Source organism: Rhizobium phaseoli, from assembly GCF_003985125.1.
Classification (GTDB): domain Bacteria; phylum Pseudomonadota; class Alphaproteobacteria; order Rhizobiales; family Rhizobiaceae; genus Rhizobium; species Rhizobium phaseoli.
In genome coordinates, this window is the sequence record NZ_ML133565.1 from 424,015 (window position 1) to 444,282 (window position 20,268).

Below are 20,268 nucleotides of genomic sequence, written 5' to 3' on the forward strand. Positions count from 1 at the left end.
GATGAGGGAACGATACTCTCAACGGCTGCCAAAGGCCGGCGCGGCCATGATCGCAGCGATCGGGCTGGCAGTGCTTGCGGGCTGCGCCACCAGACCATCGCCTGACGTCTTGAAGCCCGTACATCTGAGTGGGCCTGTTCATTCCGAAACAGTTCCGGAGCGGGTGAACGTCCTGACCGCGACCAACAGAGCACCCGATAGCGTACGGGGTGGATTTGGCGGCACATGGGCCGCGACCATGACCTACGAGCACTACGCGTTTTCGGTCCCGTCCGGCAGGAAGGACACCGCCATCGTCTACCCGACGGCGAAGCCGGACCCGGAACGGCAATTTGCCGTCGTCGAGCGCAAGCAGTTGGCGAAGGACGCCTTCATGCAGCAGGCGCTGGGCTCCGTGCAACCCGACGGCACCATCGGCATCTTCGTCCATGGCTACAACTACAGTTACCAGGAGGCGCTTTATCGCACGGCCCAGATCGCTGCGGACGCCAAGATACAGGGCGCTCCGATCCTGTTTTCCTGGCCGTCCGCTGCCTCCGTCGCAGGTTATGTCGCCGACCGTGACGCCGCGCTTTCTTCGCGCAGCGAACTCGATTCCCTCGTCACCTCGCTTTCGGCCTCCGGCAAGGTGAAGCGCGTCATCCTGTTCGGGCATAGCATGGGTGGATTCCTGGTCATGGAAACGGTGCGGCAGCTCAAGCTGCAGCATCGCGACGATGTCGTCGGCAAGCTGGCCGTGGTTCTCGCCGCCCCCGATATCGACGTCGACGTGTTCCGCTCCCAACTGACGGATATCGGCCAGATGCCGATGCCGATCTCCCTTCTTGTGTCGAAGGATGATCGGGCGCTCGTGGCTTCGAGCTTCATCGCGGAAGAACGCCCGCGCGTCGGGCGTCTCGATATCAATGATCCCGTCATCGAGGAGGCCGCCATGAAGGAAAGGCTTCGGGTTATCGACATCACGTCGATCGAAGCAACCGACGGGCTGGGGCATGATCGCTATGCATCTCTTGCCAAGTTCGGCGCGCAGCTTGCCTCCTTCGAGAGCGGCGGGCGCACGAGCGCCGGCGACGTCGGTGCCTTCGTCTTCGATGCCGCCGGCGCGGCGGTCGCAAGTCCGTTTCGACTGGCCGGTCGGGTGGCGGCGGCTCAATAGGCGGCGGCTACAGCATGCCCGCGGCGCGGCCCCGAGCCATCTGTACAATGCGACCATCAACATTGTGTACAATGTGACTATTAAATTGTCAGATGCCTAAATGAAGCGCAGACTTCCTCCCGTGGTCGAGTCGCCACAGGGGATATGGGAGGGCATTCATGAGCATTCGAGATCCGTCTCCCTCGTTGTATAACGAGGACCTTGCACCCGCCGCCGAGCGCAAATGGGGTGCATTCAGCATTTTCAACGTCTGGACGTCTGACGTCCACAGCCTGTGGGGCTATTATCTGGCGGCGAGCCTGTTTCTGCTGTGCGGCAGCTTCGTCAATTTCGTCATCGCCATCGGTATCGGTTCCCTGGTCATCTTCATCCTGATGAGTCTGGTCGGCAATGCCGGCGTGCGCACCGGCGTACCATTTCCGGTGCTGGCCCGTGCCTCCTTCGGCACCTTCGGCGCCAACGTTCCGGCACTGGTCCGCGCGGTGGTCGCCTGCTTCTGGTACGGGGCGCAGACGGCCGCGGCATCCGGTGCGATCGTTGCCTTGCTGATCAGGAATGAGAGCCTGCTCGCCTTCCATCAGAACAGCCACATGCTCGGCCACTCGACCCTCGAACTGATCTGCTACGTCATCGTCTGGGCGCTGCAGCTGCTGATCATTCAGCGGGGTATGGAAACGGTCCGCAAGTTCCAGGATTGGGCCGGCCCGGCCGTGTGGATCATGATGCTGATCCTGGCGGTTTATCTGGTTATCAAATCAGGCACTTTCTCATTCGGCGCGGAAATTCCGCGCGACGTGCTGATCGAAAAAACCAAGGATGCCGGCGTGCCGGGTGAACCGGGCTCGATTGCGGCACTTGCCGCCGTGGCCGCCACCTGGATCACCTATTTTGCCGCGCTCTACCTGAACTTCTGCGATTTCTCTCGTTATGCGACGAGTGAAAAAGCGCTCAGGAAAGGCAATCTCTGGGGTCTGCCGATCAATCTTCTGGCCTTCTGCCTCGTTGCAGGTGTCACGACCACGGCCGCCTTTACCGTCTATGGCGAGGTGTTGCTGCATCCGGAAATGATCTCGGCGAAATTCGATAGCTGGTTCCTGGCACTGCTTGCAGCACTGACATTTGCGGTCGCGACGCTCGGCATCAACGTCGTGGCCAACTTCGTGTCGCCGGCCTTCGATTTCGCCAATGTCTTCCCGCGCCAGATCAATTTCAAACGCGGGGGATATATCGCCGCGCTGATCGCCCTCGTACTCTATCCATTCGCTCCCTGGGAGACGGGTGCGGCGCATTTCGTCAACTTCATCGGGTCGACGATGGGGCCGATCTTCGGCATCATGATGGTGGACTACTATCTCATCCGGAAGAGCCAGCTGAACGTTGAAGCGCTCTACCGCGAGAATGGCGAGTTCCGCTTCCAGAACGGCTGGCACGGCAATGCCTTCATCGCATTCGCGGTCGGCGCGCTGTTCTCCTCGATCCTGCCGACCTTCACCTCTATCCTTCCGGATTGGTGGGGCACTTATGGCTGGTTCTTCGGCGTCGCCATCGGCGGAGCGATCTATTTCGTGCTGAGAATGGGCGCGCGGCGCAATCCGGCATTCGCCGCATGACCAAATAGAAGGCGCCGGGCAACGGCCGGGCGTCTTTTACTTCAGAATTCCTGCAGACCTACGTTCAGCGGCGCGCGGCAACCGCAGGGATCGCTGCGCGGCCGGTGGGCTGGGCCATGGTTCTCGCCGTCGAACGAAGGGCGGCGGATTGCCCGGAGGCTGCATCGTCGAGCCTGAACTGGGCGACAAGCTCGCGAAGCTTCTGGGCTTCCTGCGCGAGCGAGTCCGACGCCGCCGTCGACTGCTGCACCATCGTCGCGTTCTGTTGCGTGGTCTGGTCCATCTGGTTGACCGCGACATTGACTTCACTGAGGCCGATCGACTGTTCTTTCGCAGACGTGGCAATCGAATCCATGTGCTGGTTGATCTGCGTGATGAAGCCGCCGATGGTCTTCAAGGCCTGACCGGTATCGCGCACCAGTTTCACACCGCTCTCCACCTCTTTCGAGGAATTCTGGATCAGGCCCTTGATTTCCTTGGCAGCACTCGCCGAGCGCTGTGCGAGTTCGCGCACTTCCTGGGCGACGACGGCGAAGCCCTTGCCCGCTTCGCCGGCTCGTGCTGCTTCCACGCCGGCGTTCAGCGCCAGAAGGTTGGTTTGGAACGCGATCTCGTCGATGACGCTGATGATGTTGGAAATCTGCTGCGACGAGGCCTCGATGCGTTCCATCGCCTCCTCCGCGTGGGAGACGACTTCCGCCGAAATGCCGGCGCTGCGATTTGCCTCCGTGGCTACCGCACGCGTTTCTTCGGTCCGTTTGCTGGAGTTCGACACGTTGGCAGTGATCTGTTCCAGCGCGGCGGCTGTCTCTTCGAGCGAGGCCGCCTGCTGCTCTGTGCGCTTGGAGAGATCGCTCGCGCCGGAGGAGATCTCCCGCGTGCCTTCGTCGATCGTGCCGATGCTCTCGGAAATCGCTTTCAGCGTCGCACTCAGTTGCGTCACCGACTGGTTGAAGTCGTGGCGCAGCACCTCGAAATCGGGTGCGAAGGCCTCATTGAGCTGGAAGGCGAGGTCGCCCGCGGCGAGGCGCTTCAAACCGGCGGCAAGACCCGAGGTCGCAATACGCAGCCGCTCCGAAGCGTCTTCTTCCGCCTGCTTTTGGGCGGCAACGCGATCGGCCTCCGCTTTGTTGCGGTTTTCTTCGGCTTCCAGCGCCAGCCGCTTGTTCGTGATCGCCGCTTGGCGGAAGATCTCTACTGCCGCAGCCATCGAGCCGACCTCATCGGCGCGGTCGGCAAAGGGAATTTCCGAGCCGGTGTCCCCTTCGGCCAGGCGCCGCATCGCGACGGTGATGCCGGTGATCGGGTTGGCGATACTCTTCAGCACGAAGGCGACGGCGCCGAGAACGAGCAATCCCGCAAATCCGATCGCGGCAAGCAGGTAGAATTCGATCGAGGCGAAGGTTTCCTTGCTGAGGTCGGCCGCCTTGTTGCTGCCGCTGACATCCAGTTCGACGAGGCTCGTCGTTGCCTCCTTCAGCTTGTCCGAGTAGGTGCGCATCCCTGCGCCAAGGTATTGCCCGGCTTCCTCGGTCTTGTTGGCGCGCGAAAGGGCGAGCAATTGCGAGCTGCTGGCGATGTAGCCTTCAACGCTCTCCTTGATTGTCTTGATCAACTCGCGCTCGTGGTCGGACGAGGCAAGCGGAATGTAGGCGTCCACCGATTTGCGAATGGCATTCTCGGCAACGGCAATCGCCTCTTCGCGTGTCTTCTTCTCCGCCTCGCTCTGCGCGATGACGTGATCGCGGTAGGCGAGGCGCAAATTCGTCATGTTGAGATTGATTGCCTGCGAGGCCCGCACGCTCGGCAGCCATCGGGTCGCGATTTCCTCGGTGGAGCCGTTGGTATTTCGAAGACCGTCGACGGCGAGATAAGCGACAAGACCGAAAAGGAGGGCTATGCCGCCGAAGATCAACAGCAAACTCGATTTTATGTTTGGACGACGCATTAAAGTCCCCATCGAACGCTCCCGCCGTCACACCGGCGTGATGAGATCCCTTTGTAGCAAAAAAAATTTAACGATGTGTTCCGGGAGGGAACAAGGCCGTTTACTAGTTTTGCGGGAACCTGCCGCCCCTTGCGTGCTCATGATCACGTTCAGACGGGAAAATGCCTATCGATGGGCGTCAGAGTTGATAGGAGCCAGTCATGATGAAGCGCATATTTTCAGTCGTTCTAGCATTGATCCTTCCGGTGCAGTCAGCCGTTTCTCAAGCCCCCGATGAGGCGCAAGCCCGCAAAACGCGGTCTATCGCCCAGCTTCAGTCGGAAGGTGTGCCGACCATCGATCATCTGCCGACCATCGAGACGGAGAGCGACAGCACCCGCCGCGATACGAAGGCTGTCGCTCAGCGCGCCATCGCGCTTGTAATCGTTGCCGTGAAAGGCGAGACCGGCGACCACGCCATGGGCCAGACCCTCATCCGGCAGTTCGACGCGGCACGTTTCTTCACTCCGAAAGAACGGGCATTCATGGACGACCCCAATCCGTCGGAGCAGGACCGGGTGAATTTCGCCTGGCGCTACGAAGGCGTTCACGTCCTGTTATGGGCGCTCGGGATTGCGCCGGAGCTCGAACGTCCCGATCATATTTGCGACGTACCGTCCATCGCGAACACGCTCAGGGAGCTGGGGACGGACGGGCTGATGCGTCGCGCCAAGCTGCGCCCGCAAAAGGAGCTGCTCGACGCCGCCGACCTGATCTACCGCTATGATTGGGCTGCCGTGAACGCCCGGCTGAAGGGCGAGGAACCGCCCGCCGGATTGGACAAGGGTGTCGTTTACGAACGCCACTATGCCCTCAACTGGCTGATCGGCTACCTGGATCAGGACTGGGACGATATCTCCACGGACACATGATGCTTCCTGCGTCCAATCGGCTTCCACCAAGGCGGATGCATGTTTGGTGAAATGGCATTATGATCGCTAGGTCGCGGATCGGCGAGGAGGTCGGCCACGGCGGGGTTATTCCTGGAGAGGGAGGACGGCAGGACTTGGAACAGTTGAAGGATCCGGACAGTGTTTCGCCGCAGGCCGGCAGCGGCTCTGCGTCGCCGCGGCATGAGCGACGGGGCGTGGTGGCGGCGGCCGTATACCAGCAGGGGCAGCGCATTCGCGACATCAGGATAGAAGAAGCCGGCGAATGGCGCAGCCGGGAGAACGCCATCGTCTGGATCGGCCTGCATGAGCCGGATGAAGTGCTGTTGCACCAGGTGCAGGCCGAGTTCAATCTCCATCCACTGGCGATCGAGGACGCGGCGCAGCCCCATCAGCGGCCGAAGTTGGAGATTTACGGGGACGCGATGTTCATCGTCGCCCGCACCGCCCATATGAAGGATGGCGAGATCATCTTCGGCGAAACGCATCTGTTCGTCGGCCGCGGCTATGTCGTCTCCGTGCGCCACGGCGAGTCCTCTTCCTACCTGACGGTGCGGCAGCGATGCGAGGCGACGCCGACTGCGCTTGCCCACGGCGAGAACTATATTCTCTATTCCATCCTCGATTTCATTGTCGACAACTACATGCCGGTCATCGAGGTCGTGCAGGAGGAGGTCGAGAAGCTCGAGGATCTGGTGCTGCGCGAACAGCTGGGAAAGTCCGACATCGAACGGCTTTACCTCCTGCGCCGCAAGCTCTTGCGGCTGCGAAACGCCGTGGTGCCGCTGGTGGACGTCTGCCGGCGATACGAGCACATCGACCTTCCCGGCATGGATCCGACGCTGCAGTCGCTGTTTCGCGATGTGACCGATCACGTTCGCCGGGTTCAGGAAGATATCGACGCGCTGCGCGAGGTCCTCGCCTTCGCTTTCGAGGCCAGCGTGATGATCGGCCAGACGGAGCAGACGGCGATTGCCCGCAAACTCGCCGCCTGGGCGGCAATCCTCGCCGTTCCCACGGCGATCGCCGGCATTTACGGGATGAATTTCAGCGACATGCCGGAACTGAAATTTCAGTATGGTTATTTCGTCGTGCTCGGCGTCATCGCTTTCCTCTGTCTGTGCCTCTTCGGCTTCTTCCGACGGAGGAAATGGCTCTGATTGTCAGCGCAGGGCCTCCAGCAGCCGTTCCCGATGGCTGGAGATATAGTCGATGTCGCCGAGATAAAGCCGGGCGTCTCCGTTATCGATGTCCTCGGCGAATGTCCCGTCTCCGGCTGCTGCGCTTGCCAGCATGAAATCCACGAGCGCCCGAAGTCGCCGGCAGATCATTTCGGGAAGCTGGAGTCGCTCTTCCGCCGTTGCCCCATAAGCCGTGCAGAAGATGTCCGCCCGGCGCAACTGGTCGTCGAGACCGAACGCCACGGCGGGATTGGCCGGATCGGACAAGGGGGCCCAGCGATAGACCGCATAAGCGAGGTCCCACAGGCGCGGGGCAGGATGGGCGGTGTCGAAATCGATGATCCCGACCGCCGCATCATCCGCCGCGGCAACGTTGTAAGGCGCAAAATCGCCGTGGCATATGATCTCGCGCGGCTCTTGCGGCGCCAGCATCCATGTCTGAGCCTCGGCGTCTTTCTCCAGAAATCCTTGCGAAGCCGAATGAAAATCGCCGAGAAGCCTTGCGGCCGAAACCAGCATGCGCTCGGAACCGACGAAGCGATCGCCGAGGTCTTCGCAAACGCGCCCGGCGACGTAGCTCACGACCTCCTGGTTGTGGTCGGTGATGCCGATCGGTTTGGGCGCTCCGGCAAAGCCTCGGCTCCTGAGATGGTGCAAGAACCGATGCACCGTCGGCGTCCATGTGCCGGATGGTCTGATGACGGTCTCGCCGTCGCGCCAGATCTGCCCGGTTCGTCCGCCCTCCAACGGTTTCAAATTATCGCCTCGAGCATTCATGCGGATTTCAACGTTTCGAGATGGGCCTGAACCGTGGCGCCAAGATTGGTCTCGTGGCAGTTCCGGTAGAAGGCCAGCGTGTCCAAAGGCATTCCCTCGGGAATGGCGACGAAGTCTTCAAGCCGAAAGCCGTTCAAACTCCCGAGCTGTCCGTTCCTCAGCCGGTCTTCCTCCAAAGCGCCGACGCTATCGGCCAAGGCTTCGAAATAGGCGAGATTGGCATCCACGATCGAAGGAGAAGACGTCCTGCCATGTGCCGGAATGACCAGCCTAGCATTGAGATCGCGTATCCGCTGGAGCGAGGAACGGATCAGCTGGAGATCAGCGGCGCTTCTGCTCCAGACCTCGGGGATCGGATATTCCACCGCGTCGACGGCGAGGCAGATGCGCAGCTCGGGGATCCAGACGGCGATATGGTCGGGCGTATGCCCCGGCGTATGAATGAGCTCCAGCGTCAGATCGCCGCCGTTAAGGGTCATTGAGCCGGAGAAGGTGATGTCGGGACCGATGATCTCGACATCGCCAAACCGCGAATCCTCGCCCACCTTGTTTATCAGGACCTGCTTAGTCGCGGGATCGCGCAGACGGTCGAGTGCTGTGGCATGCGCGATGATGGGAGCGCGCCCGGCAACAGCGGCATTGCCCCAGAAATGATCCCAATCCATGTGCGAATTGACGACGATCAGCGGACCAGCCCCGGCCCTTTCCTCAAGAAGATCCAGAGCCGTCCGGCAAAGCTCGGACGTGCCGAGCGTATCGATGAGGACGTTGAACCTCTCGGTCCTGACAAATACGGCATCGACTTCGTCTCCGGCGCAGACGATCACGATCCGCTCGTCGAGTTCGGGATGGGAGTGCAACTCCACCGCTGGATTCATGTCTTGGGCTCCTGAAGCGCGTCGATATTACTCGTCCCTTGGTGTGAAAGAGAGGCTCCGTCTCCTATTTTCGGCGATGATCGCAGCTTTGACTTGGTTGAAGAATTCCTCGGGAATGAACCCGTAATCGACGCGACTGGGATCATCGGGGCGTGGGCGCAAGTCATAGCCGGGCCAGATAAAGCGGTTCAGTTGAGTCAGTCGCAGCCAGTGCCGCCCGGCATCAAGGCCAATCGATTTTGCTACTGCGGCAGGCATTTCGAGCGATGCCGAGGCATCGGCTGGATCGGGTTCGGAGTGGGTAATGGGTATGACAACAACTTGAGTTGCCGCTGTGTCCTTCACCTTCGCTGCAAGAACGATCGCGCAAGGCCTGTCCTTGGAAGCTTCGTATTTTTCCTCGTCGTAATCCGCTTTCCAGAGAAAAGTATCTGATCACCAGGCCAGGTGGGGGTTCGGGGAACTTCACTTCGGCGCGACGCCATATTTAGCGTTTTCGATGTCCGAAATAGTTTCGTCGTCCAACTCTCCGACAACGAGAACCTCACGCTCTCGGCGCTTCAGGCTCCTATAGTGTTCAAGCTCGGTCGCGGAAAGATAGCCGCCGATGACACGCCCATGACTTGTGACTTCAATGACCGTTCCAGCCATCGCCTCATCCTGATATCGTGCGAAGCTGCGAGAGAATACAGTCGCGGGCACTCTCACTGCTGTGGCCATCCTTCCTTCCTCCATCCATAATGTGTAAAATACGCAAATTACGTAAATTGTAAATGATGATGGAAGAGCTTCAATCCGGTTTCTGCCGCACCGGTACATGCACATCCCACTGTCTCATCACTTCGTTCGGCACGGCGGCTGCGCATATCACCGCCACACTGGGTTTCGAGCGGCCGAGGCTTTTCGGCGTCCAATGCGCTTGGAGCGGCACCGCGCAGCGGGGAACCAGCACCTTCGCATTGGGTTCCAGCACGCTCCACTGCTCGTGCCCTTTGGCATTCTCCTGCGCGATGAAGCGCCTGGCCTCCTCGCGGATTTCGAAGAGCCCGTGCTTGTCTGGTGTCGAGCGATCGGTGTCGATGCTCCAGGCGGCGAGGCATGTTACGCAAGCCGACAGGGCGGCAGTGAAGAGTATTGATCGAAGCATTGATGCGCTCTCAACCGCCCGATAGGTTTTGGATGCGAAACAGTCGGGGCATCTTTTAGCGCATGGCGGCAATATCTCTACAGGCAAAACAAAAGGCCCTCGGATATCGCCGTGCTCCGGCTCGATCGGGCGCGCGTGACCTGCCAGTGTGATTGAGCAAGCCTTGAATTCGATGCTGTTTGCGATGTCGATGCAGCCGTGAATTGACGGGTTGCGTGGAACAACCTCCGCCAAAGGAAGTTTGCCTGAAAAGCAAACTCGAGGCGGCGGCCGATGTTATTATCTGCGAAGCAGGGTGCGGTGAGCACCCCACCCAGGATCTATTATGTCAATCCGCTGCTTCTCCAGGGCATCGATGCATGGCGCGAGGTTTTCGACCACGCGGCGGATACCGGCTTCGACCATGTGCTGACAGCGCCTCTGTTCGACCGGGGCGGGGAACGCAGCGTCTTCACCTCCCAGGACGTCGACCGTCTCGATCCTCAACTGCAGCTCGGAAGCACGGTAGAGGATGGAGTGGCGCGTCTGGCGGAAGCCGCTGGCAAGAGCGGCGTCGGCTTGATGATGGACCTGATGCTCGACGGAAAAAGGCAAGATCGGCAAGCGGGCTTTCGACCCGTCGATCCCCGGCGCTCGCCGCTCGACCCGGCGGAGCCGATGAGCATGCTGGAAGCGGAGCGGCAATCGCAGCTCTCGGTAGAATGGGTCGAACGGCTGCAGCGGCTGTCCGATGCCGGCCTAGCCGGTTATCGGGTGCTCGGGATTGATCGGGCAACACCGGCGCTTTTCAAAACGCTGATTGCCGGAGTGCGCGAGAAGGCTGAGGTGCAGTTCTTCGCCTGGACGCCCGGCACCGATTTCGCGGTGAGAAGCGCCATCGCCGATGCGGGTTTCGCAGGCTGTTTTTCATCGATGGCCTGGTGGGATCTCGACGAGAGATGGTTCGTCGAGGAGCATCATATCCAGGAGCCGTTCGGCTGGCAGATTGCCTTTCCCGAGCCGCCGTTTGCCAGGCGTATCGCGCATGGGACGGAGAGCCGTGAAATCCTCGAGCGGCGCGCCGTCCGAGCGCTGCGCCTTGCCGCCTCGCTTGGCGGCGGCCTGATGGTTCCCATGGGCTTCGAATATGGTGCGGCGACACCGCTTGATCCAACGCATGGCGACGGCTCGGGCTTGCGCAGGCTGCGCCATGATCTCGCCTTCGATATCTCATCCGAGATCAGGCTCGCCAACAGCGAAATCGGCAAGGCCGGCCAGATGCGGGCTCCGTCGCTTCGCCTGATCCGCAATGCCAATGGGCCGGTTTCGGTCCTTGTTCAATCCGAGGCGGAGGATCTTCGCAGCGCGTCCGATGTGCGCTTCATCCTGCTCAACCGGGATCTCAGGCGAAGCGCGCCTGCGCCGGTGACAGCGCTTCGCGAGGCCGCCGCCGGCTTTCTTCCCGTCACCGCCGATGGCGCGGCCCTGCGTCTGCGGGCAGGGGAGATCCGGGTGATTGAAGGCCAGGTGCCGGAGCCGATCACCTCAAGACCCGCTCTTGACATTGAGCAGGCGACGGCATCGGCGCGGCTTGCCATCGAAAACATCGTGCCGCGGGTTGATGACGGACGCTTTCCTGTCAAACGCGTGGTCGGCGAGACCGTCACCGTCGAGGCGGATATATTCGCCGATGGTCACGACCCGCTCGCAGCCGCCCTGCTCTGGCGGCCGCATGACGCCATGGCGGAGTGGAACGAGACGCCGATGCAGCTGGTCGGAAACGACCGCTGGCGGGCTGAATTCCTGCTTGAGCGCATTGGGCGCTACGAATTCGCGGTCGAGGCGTGGAAAAATCCGTTCGCGATCTTCCGCTACGAGCTGACCAAGAAGAACGATGCGAGGCTCGACCTGAAGCTGGAGCTCCAGGAGGGGCTGAACCTCGTCCGCGCCGCGAAGGCCGAAGCGCCGGCAGCGCTCGGCGCCGGCTTGCAGGCTCTGATCGACAGTCTCGAAAAGGCTTCCGATCCCGAGCGCACGGCGATCTTGCTCGATCCCGAGACATCCGAACTGATGAACAAGGCCGACAGGCGGCCGTTCCGGCTTCGCTCAACGGCAAGCGCCGTCGATGCCGAACGCAAGGAAGCAGCCTTCGCCAGCTGGTACCAGATCTTTCCGCGTTCGCAGAGCGGCGATCCCAACCGGCACGGCACCTTCGACGACGTCATCCCGAGGCTGGCCGATATTCGCGGCATGGGCTTCGACGTGCTCTACTTCCCGCCCATTCATCCGATCGGCTCGACCAACCGCAAGGGCCGCAACAACAGCCTTAAGGCTGCACCCGGCGATCCCGGAAGCCCCTATGCCATCGGCTCGGAAGATGGCGGACATGACGCCATCCATCCCGAGCTCGGCGATTTCGAGGATTTCGGCCGGCTGGTCGAGGAGGCGGGCCGGCATGGGCTGGAGATTGCGCTGGATCTCGCCATCCAAGCGTCGCCGGATCATCCCTGGCTCAGGGAGCATCCCGGCTGGTTCGACTGGCGTCCCGACGGCACGATCAAATATGCCGAGAATCCACCGAAGAAATACGAGGATATCGTCAATGTCGATTTCTACACGAAGGATGCCTTGCCTTCCCTATGGGTGGAGCTGAGGGACATCGTCCAGCTCTGGGTCGACCAGGGCGTCAAGCTGTTTCGCGTCGACAATCCGCACACCAAGCCCTTCCCCTTCTGGGAATGGCTGATCGGCGATATCAGGGCGCGCCATCCCGACGTCGTCTTTCTCTCGGAAGCCTTCACCAAGCCGAAGGTCATGTACCGGCTGGCGAAGATCGGCTTCTCCCAGTCCTATACCTATTTCACCTGGCGCAATGCCAAGTGGGAGCTCGAGGAATATATGCGGGAGCTCACCGAGACGGCGCCGAAGGAATTCTTCCGCCCGCATTTCTTCGTCAACACTCACGACATCAATCCGGATTTTCTGCAGAACGCGCCGCGCCCGGCATTTCTCATCCGCGCCGCACTTGCGGCCACCCTTTCAGGATTATGGGGTGTCTATAACGGTTTCGAACTTTGCGAGGGACGGCCCGACGCCAAGCGCAAGGAATATGCCGACAGCGAGAAATACGAGATTCGCGTCTGGGACTACGACCGGCCGGGCAACATCATTGCCGAAATCAGGATGCTCAACCGCATCCGGAACGAAAACATTGCGCTGCATTCGCATCTCGGGCTGACGCTGCTCCCCGCCTGGAATGACAACATCCTCTTCTTCGAGAAGGCGAGCAAAGCCCGCGACAACGTCCTGCTGATCGCGATCAGCCTCGACCCCCATAATTTTCAGCAGAGCGACGTCGAGCTGCCGCTCTGGAAGTGGTCGCTCGGGGATGGCGGCGCGCTCGACGCCGAGGATCTGGTTGGCGGGCATCGTTTCAAATGGACTGGCAAAAGGCAGACCGTCGCTCTCAATCCTCACATTCTGCCCTTTGCAATCTGGCGCGTTCGCGCCGCGGAGGCATGAATGGATACGATGAACCCCGGTAACGCCGAGCCACTGCTCTGGTACAAGGATGCGATCATCTACCAGCTGCATATCAAGTCGTTCTACGACGCCAATGGCGACGGCGTCGGCGATTTCGCCGGCCTGCATGCCAAGCTCGATCATATCGCGGCCCTCGGCGTCAACGCCATCTGGCTGCTGCCATTCTTTCCCTCACCACGCCGCGACGACGGCTATGACATCGCCGACTACGGCAATGTCAGTCCGGATTACGGAACGATGGAGGATTTCCGCGCCTTCGTCGATGCCGCCCACCAGCGCAATATCCGCGTAATCATCGAACTCGTCATCAACCACACTTCCGACCAGCATCCCTGGTTCCAGCGCGCCCGACAGGCGCCTCCGGGATCACCCGAGCGGGACTTCTATGTCTGGTCGGATACCGATCAGAAGTTCCCGGAAACGCGCATCATCTTCCTCGATACGGAAAAATCCAACTGGACATGGGACGCGGTGGCCGGCGCCTATTACTGGCACCGCTTCTATTCCCACCAGCCGGACCTGAATTTCGACAGCCCGCTCGTCATGGAGGAACTGCTGAAGGTGATGCGCTTCTGGCTGGAAACCGGCATCGACGGTTTCCGTCTCGACGCGATCCCCTATCTCGTCGAGCGCGAGGGGACGATCAACGAAAACCTGCCGGAAACCCATGGGATCCTCAAGCGCATCCGCGCCGCCCTCGACGCGACCCATCCCGGCGTGATGCTGCTCGCCGAGGCCAATCAGTGGCCGGAGGACACGCGCGAATATTTCGGCGACGGCGACGAATGCCACATGGCCTTCCACTTCCCGCTGATGCCGCGCATGTATATGGCGATCGCCAAGGAGGATCGGTTTCCGATCACCGATATTCTGCGCCAGACGCCCGAGATTCCGGAGAATTGCCAGTGGGCGATATTCCTTCGCAATCACGACGAGCTGACACTGGAAATGGTGACGGATGCGGAGCGCGACTATCTCTGGGAAACCTATGCGTCCGATAAGCGGGCTCGCATCAACCTCGGCATCAGGCGGCGCCTGGCGCCGCTGATGGAGCGCGATCGCCGCCGCATCGAGCTGATGAACGCGCTTCTTCTCTCCATGCCGGGAACGCCCGTCATCTATTATGGCGACGAGATCGGCATGGGCGACAATATCTATCTCGGCGACCGGGACGGGGTGCGCACACCGATGCAGTGGTCGCCGGACCGCAATGGTGGCTTCTCCCGCACCGACCCGGCCCGCCTCGTGCTGCCGCTGATTGCCGATCCGCTTTACGGCTTCGAGGCCGTCAACGTCGAAGCGCAGAGCACCGATGCGCATTCGCTGCTCAACTGGACGCGCAAGATGCTGGCGTTGCGTGGCCGCCACCCGGCTTTCGGACGCGGCTCGCTTCGATTTCTCTCGCCCGAAAACCGCAAGATCCTCGCTTATCTCCGGGAATATGAAGGCGAGACGCTGATGTGCGTCGCCAATCTCTCGCGCCTGCCCCAGGCGGTTGAGCTGGACCTGTCGGCCTTCGAGGGCCGCGTGCCGATAGAGCTGACCGGCATGTCGCCCTTTCCGCCGATCGGGCAGCTCACCTATCTCCTGACATTGCCGCCCTATGGTTTCTTCTGGTTCCAGCTGCAGGCCGATGCGGATCCGCCGGCATGGCGCACGGCGCCGCCCGAACAACTGCCCGACCTGGTGACGATGGTCATCCGCCGCGGCCTGCTCGATCTCGTCGACGAGCCCGCGCATATGCGCGTCCTCAGTAACGAAATCCTGCCCGCCTATCTCTCCCGGCGGCGATGGTTCGGGGCGAAGGACCAGCCGCTGCAGGCGGCGAGGCTAATCTCGGCCACGCCGATCCCCTTTGTCGACGGTGTCGTTCTCGGCGAATTGGAGGTGGTGCTGCCTGACCATACCGAATCCTACCAGTTGCCGCTGACGGTCGCCTGGGACGATGCCCAGCCGTCGGCGCTAACCCAGCAGCTGGCGCTCGGGCGGGTTCGACAGGGCAGGCGGGTCGGTTTCCTGACGGATGGTTTCGCCGTCGAGCCGATGGCGCGCGGCATCCTGCGCGGGCTCGCCGACCGCTCGCGCATCACCGGGCGCACCGGCACGCTGGAATTTCTCGGCACCGAACGGCTCGACCGGCTACAGATCACCGACGACATGCCAGTCCACTGGCTGTCGGCCGAGCAATCCAACAGTTCGCTGATCGTCGGCGAGGTCGCCATGATCAAGCTGATCCGGCACATTTTCCCCGGCATCCACCCCGAGGTGGAGATGACGCGGTTTCTGACCCGGGCCGGCTACGACCACACGGCGCCGCTGCTCGGCGAAGTCGCGCACACCGATTCCGGCGGGCGCCGCTCGACCTTGATCATCGTCCAGGGCGCGATCCGCAATCAGGGCGACGCCTGGAACTGGATGCTCAACAATCTGCGCCGCGCTGCCGACGAACTGGTGCTGGCCGATCCGGCGGTCGAACCTGGCGACGACGTCTTCCGGTCGCTGATCAGCTTCGTCGCGATGGTTGGCATGCGACTGGGCGAATTGCATGTCGTGCTCGCCGGGGAAACCGCGGATGCGGCCTTCAGCTCTGTCGTCGCCGGCGACGATGAGGTGGAGGCGATCAAGAGGGCCGTGGCGGGCGAGGTCGCCTTTGCCATGTCGAAGCTTGCCGAACGCGAGGAGGATGCCGATCCCGCGATCGATCTGCTCGCCGCTTCGCTTGTAGGGCGCCGTGCCGAACTCGTCGAGCTGGCTGGGCGGCTGGCGGAAAGCGCCCGCGGCACGCTGATGACGCGCACGCATGGCGATTTCCATCTCGGCCAGATTCTGGTCAGCGAGGGCGATGCCGTCATCATCGACTTCGAAGGCGAGCCCGCGAAAAATCTCGCAGAGCGACGCGCCAAAACGGTTCCGCTGCGCGATGTCGCCGGGCTGCTGCGGTCTCTGAGCTATCTCGTCGCCACCGCCCAGCTCGAGAATGACGCGGTCACCGAACATGAGAACGAGGTACGCCGCGATGCTATCGCCCGGTTCGGGCGCAGTGCCGAGGCGGCCTTCCTCGATGCCTACTGGCAGGCAGTCTCCGCGTCGAAGCCGCTTGCCATGCCGGCGGAACAACGCAGGCGGGTTCTCGACGCCTTTCTTCTCGAAAAGGCCGCCTACGAAATCGCCTATGAAGCCCGCAACAGGCCGAAGTGGCTGCCGATCCCGCTCGCCGGCCTTACCGAAATCGTATCGCGCTTAGCGGGGGTCAATGCATGAATGTTGAACGCTCGGAACTTCTTTCAGGCATCGGACACGATGCGCTCTGGGCTCTGATCGAGGGACGCCATGGCGATCCCTTCTCCATCCTTGGTCCGCACGAGGCCGGCGGCATGACGGTAGTGCGCGTCTACCTGCCGGGCGCCGACGCGGTCGATCTCATCGATGCGGACAGCGGCAGGGTGGTGACGCCTTTCAGCATCGCTCATCCTTCCGGCCTGTTTGCCGCCGCGACGGCTTCAAGAATGAGCTATAGGCTGAGGATCCAATGGCCCGATGGCGAGCAGGTCACCGAGGATCCCTATAGCTTCGGTCTTCTGCTCGGAGAACTCGACCTCCACCTGATATCCGAAGGCACCCATTACAGCCTGAGCCGGACGCTCGGCGCAGTGGCGATGTCGATCGACGGTATCGCAGGCGTTCGTTTCGCCGTCTGGGCGCCGAATGCCTGCCGCGTCTCGGTGGTCGGCGATTTCAACGCCTGGGACGGGCGGCGCAATCCGATGCGGCTGAGGCAATCGGCGGGCGTCTGGGAGCTGTTCGTTCCCCGGTTGGCGCCAGGCGAACGATATAAATTCGAGATCGTCGACGCACATGGCAACTGCCTGCCGCAAAAGGCCGATCCAGTGGCGCGCGCCAGCGAAGCCGCCCCGTCCACCGCCTCGATCGTCGCCTCGTCGACGCCGTTTCGCTGGACCGATGACGGTTGGATGAAAGGCCGCGACCGGCAAGCGCGGCTCGACGGTGCGATCTCGGTCTACGAGGTGCACGCCGGCTCCTGGCTTCGCGACCGGCAGGACGGCAATAGCTATCTCGATTGGGCCGAACTCAGCCAGCGGCTGGTTCCCTATGTCCGGGACATGGGATTTACCCATATCGAATTGCTGCCGATCATGGAGCATCCGTTCGGCGGCTCCTGGGGCTACCAGCCGCTCGGGATGTTTGCCCCGACAGGCCGATACGGAACGCCCGAGGATTTCGCCTATTTCGTCGACCGGTGTCATGGCGCCGGCATAGGTGTCATCCTCGATTGGGTGCCGGCCCATTTTCCCACGGATGTCTGGGGTCTTGCCCGCTTCGACGGCAGCGCGCTCTACGAGCACGAGGATCCCCGGGAGGGTTTTCACCGTGACTGGAACACGCTGATCTACAATCTCGGCCGCAGCGAGGTGAAAGGTTTCCTGATCGCCAGCGCGCTCGAATGGCTCGAGCGCTACCATGTCGACGGCTTGCGCGTCGATGCCGTCGCCTCGATGCTCTATCGCGACTATAGCCGCAACGAGGGCGAATGGATCCCCAACCGGTATGGCGGGCGCGAGAATCTGGAGGCGGTGGAATTCTTCAAGCACCTCAACAGTATCGTTCACGAGCGTTGCCCGCATGCCATAACCATCGCCGAGGAATCGACGGCCTGGCCGGGTGTGACAAAGCCGCCGGAAGAGGGTGGGCTCGGCTTCGATATCAAATGGAACATGGGCTGGATGCACGACAGCCTGAGTTATATCGAGAAGGATCCCGTCTACCGGAGCTATCACCACGGCACGATGACCTTCGGCATGATCTATGCCTATTCCGAGCGTTTCATCCTGCCGATTTCCCATGACGAGGTGGTTTACGGAAAAGGCTCGCTGCTGGCGAAAATGCCGGGAGACGAATGGCAGAAATTCGCCAATCTGCGCAGCTATCTCGCCTTCATGTGGGGCCATCCCGGCAAGAAGCTGTTGTTCATGGGAAGCGAAGTCGCCCAGCCGGGCGAATGGAACCACGATGCATCGGTGAGCTGGGACGTACTGGACCGGCCTGCGCATGTCGGCATTCAGCGCCTGGTGAGGGATCTGAACGCGTTTTACGGCGACGAGCCGGCATTGCAGTTCGGCGATTTTCACCCCGAGGGCTTCGAATGGGCGACCGCCGATGACGCCGTCAATTCCGTTCTGGGCATGCTCCGTTTTGCCAGTGACCGCTCTTCATCCGTCCTTATCCTGTCGAATTTCACGCCGGTGCCGCGTTACGGCTACAGGATCGGTGTGCCGCAGGACGGCGTGTGGATCGAGCGGGTCACGACAGATGCGCGGGAATATGGCGGCTCCGGCCTCGTCAACGGCGCGGTTTCGAGTGAATCCGTGCCGGCCCACGGCAGGCCGTTCTCCTTGTCGCTGACACTGCCGCCGCTGGCGACGGTTTTTCTCAAGGGGCCGTCGCCGTGATAGGGATCTATTCGGCGTGCGGCGCCGGATGAATGAAGGGCCAAGGGCTTGCCTCGGATGCTTTTTCGATCGGAACCTCGATGAGAACAGGTTGGTCGAGAGAAAGGGCTTCCTCGATCCTGTTTTTCAATTCTCCCGGACTCGTCACTCTGAACGACCGGATACCGAAGCTCTCCCCAAGGGCGACAAAATCCGGATTGGTGAGATCGGACCCGAGGTAGCGGCCGTTATAGGCCTGTTTCTGGTCGCGCAACACGTTGCCATAGGCCGAATTGTTGAAGACGACGGCGACGACGGCGATCTTGTGCTGGACGGCAGTGGCGAGTTCCTGAACGCCGAACATGAAACCGCCGTCGCCGGAAACCGAAACCACGGCTTTATCGGGATTGGCGACCTTAACACCGAGGGCGGTGTTGAAACCAAAACCCAGATTGTCCTGATAGCCGCACGTCACATACTGACGCGGGCCGTAGACGGGGAAGGCAAAGCGGGCGGTAAAGCCCATCTGACTGACCTCCTCAACGAAGAAGCCATCTCTTGGAAGAGCCTGGCGAATGGCATCGAGATAGGCGAGCTGCGGCTGCACGCTTGAGAAGCGAGATATGGCCTCGCTGTTTAGTTCGGCGAACTCGCTGGTGCGATCCTCGCGGCGGGAACCTGCCAGCGCATCGATCAGCGCCTGCGTTCCGGCCTCGGCATCGGCGACGATGCCGACATCGGGCTTGAGACGAACCATTTCGGTCGGATCGATATCGATGCGGATGATCTTGAGGCCCTTGGGCAGCCACTTCCACCGCATGAACTGCAATTCGAGCCGGCTGCCGATGCCGATCAGGACGTCCACCTTCTTCCAATATTCATAAGCCGCGACGAAATTCAGATAGTTCGGGTGATCGTCGGCGACGATGCCTTTGCCGGAGCGATGCGAGGTAACCGGCGCCTGCAGCAGTTCCGCAAGAGCAGCAATCTCGGGCCCGGCATCTGCCGCACCGCCGCCGACCATGATCATCGGGTTCCTGGCGCCTGATATCAGTGCCGTTGCGGCCGCGATCTGATCCGGGTTGACTGCCGGACGAGGTGCGCTTGCGCCCGTGGGAAGATCGACTTCCGGGCCGGATTGTCCAAACACATCCCAAGGCGCTTCGATCGCCCCCGGACCCTGCCGGCCGGAGAGCATCTTCCCGACGACCCCTGATAGGACAGGGCCGGCTTCGGACTGGTGATTGATGCGCTCCGCCACCTTGGTAATTCCGCGCATTGTCGAGAGCTGATCCGGCAGCTCGTGCAACTGGCCTCTGCCTCGGCCGATCAGGTGCGACATGATGTTGCCGGTAATGCAAAGCACCGGCGCATTGGCGCCGTAAGCGGTGCAAAGTGCTGCGCCGGAATTCAGGACGCCTGGGCCGGGGACAACAGTATAGGCGCCAATCCGGCCGGTGGATTTGGCATAGCCGTAGGCCATGTAGCCGGCGCCCTGTTCATGCCGGGTATGGATGAAGCGAAGCTTGTCACCGGCGCCGTAAAGAGCATCGTTGAAGTCATACATGTGGGCGCCCGGAATGCCGAAGACCGTGTCGATTCCATGGGCGACAAGCGATCGGGCGATCGCCTGGCCGGTCGTTTCTTTCCTGCTCATTTGGAAATCCAATGAC

At 61.5% G+C, this 20,268-nt stretch carries 14 protein-coding genes; 7 read left to right on the forward strand and 7 right to left on the reverse strand.

The window, feature by feature from the left end:
- The first annotated feature begins 1 nt into the window (after nt 1).
- Together EFD56_RS01965 and EFD56_RS01970 are read left to right on the forward strand one after the other, a co-directional pair.
- Complete coding sequence (locus EFD56_RS01965; RefSeq protein ID WP_004677432.1) at nt 2-1,156, forward strand: alpha/beta hydrolase; 1,155 nt, start codon at nt 2-4, stop codon at nt 1,154-1,156.
- A 158-nt stretch (nt 1,157-1,314) separates the two neighbouring features.
- A complete protein-coding gene (locus tag EFD56_RS01970) occupies nt 1,315-2,766 on the forward strand; it encodes an NCS1 family nucleobase:cation symporter-1 (protein ID WP_085744673.1) in 1,452 nt (483 codons plus the stop codon).
- Nucleotides 2,767-2,830: 64 nt separating this feature from the next.
- On the opposite strand, the gene EFD56_RS01975 is transcribed toward EFD56_RS01970, so the two are convergent.
- Complete coding sequence (locus EFD56_RS01975) at nt 2,831-4,714, reverse strand: methyl-accepting chemotaxis protein (protein ID WP_012489982.1); 1,884 nt, start codon at nt 4,712-4,714, stop codon at nt 2,831-2,833.
- A gap of 200 nt (nt 4,715-4,914) precedes the next feature.
- On the opposite strand from EFD56_RS01975, the gene EFD56_RS01980 reads away from it, so the two are divergent.
- Both EFD56_RS01980 and EFD56_RS01985 read left to right on the forward strand, forming a co-directional pair.
- Nucleotides 4,915-5,625, forward strand: coding sequence for a DUF4272 domain-containing protein (locus EFD56_RS01980; protein WP_126904493.1), 711 nt, complete (start codon nt 4,915-4,917; stop codon nt 5,623-5,625).
- A 134-nt stretch (nt 5,626-5,759) separates the two neighbouring features.
- Entirely contained in the window at nt 5,760-6,803 is a 1,044-nt protein-coding gene (locus EFD56_RS01985; protein WP_012489980.1) for a magnesium and cobalt transport protein CorA, read from the forward strand.
- Nucleotides 6,804-6,806: 3 nt separating this feature from the next.
- On the opposite strand, the gene EFD56_RS01990 is transcribed toward EFD56_RS01985, so the two are convergent.
- The 5 genes from EFD56_RS01990 to EFD56_RS02010 all read right to left on the reverse strand — a co-directional run bounded on the left by EFD56_RS01990 (nt 6,807) and on the right by EFD56_RS02010 (nt 9,626).
- A complete protein-coding gene (locus tag EFD56_RS01990) occupies nt 6,807-7,580 on the reverse strand; it encodes a phosphotransferase enzyme family protein (RefSeq protein WP_164736813.1) in 774 nt (257 codons plus the stop codon).
- A 17-nt stretch (nt 7,581-7,597) separates the two neighbouring features.
- On the reverse strand, nt 7,598-8,479 hold the full coding sequence (locus tag EFD56_RS01995; protein WP_010009139.1) for an MBL fold metallo-hydrolase: 882 nt from the start codon (nt 8,477-8,479) through the stop codon (nt 7,598-7,600).
- A gap of 27 nt (nt 8,480-8,506) precedes the next feature.
- On the reverse strand, nt 8,507-8,824 hold the full coding sequence (locus tag EFD56_RS02000; RefSeq protein WP_245440545.1) for a hypothetical protein: 318 nt from the start codon (nt 8,822-8,824) through the stop codon (nt 8,507-8,509).
- 120 nt (nt 8,825-8,944) lie between these two features.
- Complete coding sequence (locus EFD56_RS02005; RefSeq protein WP_004676077.1) at nt 8,945-9,199, reverse strand: hypothetical protein; 255 nt, start codon at nt 9,197-9,199, stop codon at nt 8,945-8,947.
- 70 nt (nt 9,200-9,269) lie between these two features.
- Nucleotides 9,270-9,626 carry a hypothetical protein gene (locus EFD56_RS02010; RefSeq protein WP_010009145.1) on the reverse strand — a complete coding sequence of 119 codons (357 nt, stop codon included), beginning with the start codon at nt 9,624-9,626 and terminating at the stop codon, nt 9,270-9,272.
- Nucleotides 9,627-9,899: 273 nt separating this feature from the next.
- On the opposite strand from EFD56_RS02010, the gene EFD56_RS02015 reads away from it, so the two are divergent.
- From EFD56_RS02015 to glgB, 3 genes are read left to right on the forward strand one after another with little or no spacing between them, the layout of a single operon-like run.
- Nucleotides 9,900-13,127 carry an alpha-1,4-glucan--maltose-1-phosphate maltosyltransferase gene (locus EFD56_RS02015; protein ID WP_126904495.1) on the forward strand — a complete coding sequence of 1,076 codons (3,228 nt, stop codon included), beginning with the start codon at nt 9,900-9,902 and terminating at the stop codon, nt 13,125-13,127.
- A complete protein-coding gene (gene treS, locus EFD56_RS02020; protein ID WP_064829575.1) occupies nt 13,128-16,409 on the forward strand; it encodes a maltose alpha-D-glucosyltransferase in 3,282 nt (1,093 codons plus the stop codon). It begins immediately after the preceding gene.
- A complete protein-coding gene (gene glgB / locus EFD56_RS02025) occupies nt 16,406-18,616 on the forward strand; it encodes a 1,4-alpha-glucan branching protein GlgB (protein WP_126904496.1) in 2,211 nt (736 codons plus the stop codon). The genes treS and glgB overlap by 4 nt, the downstream gene beginning before the upstream one ends.
- 7 nt (nt 18,617-18,623) lie before the next feature.
- On the opposite strand, the gene EFD56_RS02030 is transcribed toward glgB, so the two are convergent.
- A complete protein-coding gene (locus EFD56_RS02030) occupies nt 18,624-20,252 on the reverse strand; it encodes a thiamine pyrophosphate-dependent enzyme (RefSeq protein WP_064829573.1) in 1,629 nt (542 codons plus the stop codon).
- Nucleotides 20,253-20,268 lie beyond the last annotated feature (16 nt).

Coding starts and splice junctions, on each gene's coding strand:
- EFD56_RS01965 (WP_004677432.1), top strand. CDS start 2: ATGAGGGAACGATACTCTCAACGGCTGCCAAAGGCCGGCGCGGCCATG.
- EFD56_RS01970 (WP_085744673.1), top strand. CDS start 1,315: ATGAGCATTCGAGATCCGTCTCCCTCGTTGTATAACGAGGACCTTGCA.
- EFD56_RS01975 (WP_012489982.1), bottom strand. CDS start 4,714: ATGCGTCGTCCAAACATAAAATCGAGTTTGCTGTTGATCTTCGGCGGC.
- EFD56_RS01980 (WP_126904493.1), top strand. CDS start 4,915: ATGATGAAGCGCATATTTTCAGTCGTTCTAGCATTGATCCTTCCGGTG.
- EFD56_RS01995 (WP_010009139.1), bottom strand. CDS start 8,479: ATGAATCCAGCGGTGGAGTTGCACTCCCATCCCGAACTCGACGAGCGG.
- EFD56_RS02005 (WP_004676077.1), bottom strand. CDS start 9,199: ATGGCCACAGCAGTGAGAGTGCCCGCGACTGTATTCTCTCGCAGCTTC.
- EFD56_RS02010 (WP_010009145.1), bottom strand. CDS start 9,626: ATGCTTCGATCAATACTCTTCACTGCCGCCCTGTCGGCTTGCGTAACA.
- EFD56_RS02015 (WP_126904495.1), top strand. CDS start 9,900: ATGTTATTATCTGCGAAGCAGGGTGCGGTGAGCACCCCACCCAGGATC.
- treS (WP_064829575.1), top strand. CDS start 13,128: ATGGATACGATGAACCCCGGTAACGCCGAGCCACTGCTCTGGTACAAG.
- glgB (WP_126904496.1), top strand. CDS start 16,406: ATGAATGTTGAACGCTCGGAACTTCTTTCAGGCATCGGACACGATGCG.
- EFD56_RS02030 (WP_064829573.1), bottom strand. CDS start 20,252: ATGAGCAGGAAAGAAACGACCGGCCAGGCGATCGCCCGATCGCTTGTC.